The following is a 3421-nucleotide window of genomic DNA, read 5'->3' on the forward strand; positions in this document are numbered from 1 at the left end:
GCGCCGCTGGATTCCATGGCTGCGCCGCGCCTTTGATATCAAGCTGAAAGCACTATTGGGTACGCCCCGAAAACTACCAATCCGACCACACCTGCCTCCAGCGCGTTGAACACGTTTTAAATCGGGTTGGCAAAACCTGTACGGTTACTTTTGCGTGACTACTTAGTATTACGCTCGCTGAAGTAGTAACGAAGAATTGTCTAAAACGCCAAACGCCCCCCGCGGGCTGGTGAAAGCGGGCGGGGGGCGTTTGGGCAATAAGGTTGGCGGCGACCGACTCTCCCACCGGTGAAGGCAGTACCATAGGCGCACCGGGGCTTAACGACTCTGTTCGGAATGGGAAGAGGTGAACACCCGGGCTAAAGCCACCATTGCTGGCGGGGGTTGCGGTGTTCTATTGTCTTCTTGTGAGAAGAACGCAACCCTCAATAACTCGACGTAAGGGGACAAAAACGAAACGTATGGTGCGTGCTTGACGCCAGCCGCACTTGCGTGCGGCTCTAAAAGAAGCCCTCGGCCACTTAGTACGGCTCAGCTATTCTATTTCTAGTTGTTCACCTGCCGCCTATCAACGTCGTCATCTCCGACGGGCCTTCCATTGGGAAATCTCATCTCCAGGTGAGTTTCGCACTTAGATGCTTTCAGCGCTTATCTCGTCCCAGCGTAGCTACCCGGCGCTGCACCTGGCGGTACAACCGGCGCACCAGCGGCTGGTCCATCCCGGTCCTCTCGTACTAAGGACAGGTCCTGTCAAATTTCCAACGCCCACCACAGATAGGGACCGAACTGTCTCACGACGTTCTGAACCCAGCTCGCGTGCCACTTTAATCGGCGAACAGCCGAACCCTTGGGACCTTCTCCAGCCCCAGGACGTGACGAGCCGACATCGAGGTGCCAAACCTCCCCGTCGATATGAGCTCTTGGGGGAGATCAGCCTGTTATCCCCGGCGTACCTTTTATCCTTTGAGCGATGGCCCTTCCATGCGGAACCACCGGATCACTATATCCGTCTTTCGACCCTGCTCGGCTAGTCGGCCTCACAGTCAAGCCCGCTTCTGCTATTGCGCTCTGCGTCCGGTTACCAAGCGGACTGAGCGGACCTTTGAAAGCCTCCGATACTCTTTTGGAGGCGACCACCCCAGTCAAACTACCCAGCAGCCACTGTCTCCCGAATCTTCGGGATTAGGCATCAGGCACGGCAAGGGCGGTATTTCAACGTCGGCTCCCCGAGAACTAGCGTCCCCGGCTCAGCGCCTCCCGCCTATGCTACACATGCCGAACCCAACACCAATGGCAACCTATAGTAAAGGTGCACGGGGTCTTTCCGTCCCGTGGCGGGTACTCGGCATCTTCACCGAGACTACAATTTCACCGAGCTCACGGCTGAGACAGCGCCCAGATCGTTACACCATTCGTGCAGGTCGGAACTTACCCGACAAGGAATTTCGCTACCTTAGGACCGTTATAGTTACGGCCGCCGTTTACCGGGGCTTCGATTCAAACCTTCGCCTTGCGACTAAGTTCCCCTCTTAACCTTCCGGCACCGGGCAGGTGTCAGACCTTATACGTCCGCTTGCGCGTTAGCAAAGTCATGTGTTTTTGTTAAACAGTCGCCTGGGCCTTTTCACTGCGGCTTCTCGTCTTGCAACGAGGAAGCGACCCTTCTCCCGAAGTTACAGGTCCATTTTGCCGAGTTCCTTGGCCGTGATTCACTCGAGCGCCTCAGGATACTCTCCTTGACTACCTGTGTCGGTTTGCGGTACGGGTAATAAATGGGTTAAAACGCTTAGCAGGTTTTCTTGGCAGTCGGATTAGGCACACTATCCGCGTGTTCCGAAGAACGTACGGTACTATCAACTTTCGGCTAGAGTGGCGTACTTAACTACCTCCCCAATACCTACGGTCTTCAACGGGCACTTCCGTCCGCCCGCGGTGCTTTCACTTCTGCGTCACTGCATCACTTCCATTCATTAGTACAGGAATATTAACCTGCTGTCCATCGAGTGCACCTTTCGGCTTCCCCTTAGGTCCCGACTAACCCAATTCCGATTAGCGTTGAATTGGAAACCTTAGTCTATCGGCGTGCGGGTTTCTCACCCGCATTATCGTTACTCATGCCTACATATGCTTTTCTCCACGCTCCAACATGCCTGACGACACGCCTTCACCGCAAGGAGAATGCTCCCCTACCACTTAGTAGTCTTTCATACTAAATCCAAAGCTTCGGTACTAGATTTGATGCCCGCGTATTATCGACGCCCGCTCGCTCGACCAGTGAGCTGTTACGCACTCTTTAAAGGAATGGCTGCTTCCAAGCCAACCTCCTGGCTGTCAAAGCAAGTGGACCTCCTTTGTTCAACTTAATCTAGATTTAGGGACCTTAGCTGTTGGTCTGGGTTCTTTCCCTCTCGGCCGGGGACCTTAGCACCCCAGGCCTCACTGCCGTGTATAGCCATTGGCATTCGGAGTTCATCAGGATTCGGTAGGCTCTGACACCCCCTAGTCCTATTGGTAGCTCTACCTCCAATGACCTCAACCACGACGCTGTACCTCAATACATTTCGGGGAGTACGAGCTATTTCTCAGTTTGATTGGCCTTTCACCCCTACCCTCAAGTCATCCAAATCCTTTTCAACGGAAACTGGTTCGGTCCTCCAGTGCATGTTACTGCACCTTCAACCTGCTCAAGGGTAGCTCACAAAGTTTCGCGTCTACCCCCCCCGACTGCACGCCCTGTTCAGACTCGCTTTCGCTGCGGCTCCGCGCCTTAAAGCGCTTAACCTTGCCGGGGAGGAGTAACTCGTAGGCTCATTATGCAAAAGGCACGCTATCAGCCCACTAAAGGCCTCTAACTGCTTGTAAGCACACGGTTTCAGGTTCTTTTCACTCCGGTATTCCCGGTTCTTTTCACCTTTCCCTCACGGTACTAGTTCACTATCGGTGTCTCAGGAGTATGTAGCCTTAGCGGATGGTGCCGCTCGATTCAGACGGGGTTTCTCCGGCCCCGCCCTACTCAGGATCCCACTACCGTGAATCAGAATTGTCGCTTACCGGGCTCTCACCGTCTATGGCGCCCTTTCCCAAGGGCTTCAGCTAACTCGATTCAATCAGATGTCGTGGTCCTACAACCCCGGATTGGCCGTAACCAACCCGGTTTGGGCTCCTCCCCGTTCGCTCGCCACTACTTGGGGAATCATTGTTATTTTCTTTTCCTGCAGGTACTTAGATGTTTCAGTTCCCTGCGTTTGCCACCGCCAGTCAAGCTGGTCGGTTCCTGACTCTTCCAGTCAGGGGGTTGCCCCATTCGGAAATGCTGGGATGTAACGAGTATGTGCCTCTCCCCCAGCCTTATCGCAGCTTATCGCGTCCTTCGTCGCCTCTGAGACCCTAGGCATCCCCCGTGTGCTCTTTCTTACTTCTT

At 54.4% G+C, this 3421-nt stretch carries 2 rRNA genes; both read right to left on the reverse strand.

Annotated elements, in window-relative coordinates:
* Nucleotides 1–261: 261 nt before the first annotated feature.
* A 5S ribosomal RNA gene (gene rrf / locus GM79_RS13475) occupies nucleotides 262–373 on the reverse strand.
* Between the two features lie 128 nt (nucleotides 374–501).
* Nucleotides 502–3421 (reverse strand): 23S ribosomal RNA (locus GM79_RS13480).

Source organism: Hymenobacter sp. IS2118, assembly GCF_000715495.1.
Taxonomy (GTDB): Bacteria; Bacteroidota; Bacteroidia; order Cytophagales; family Hymenobacteraceae; genus Hymenobacter.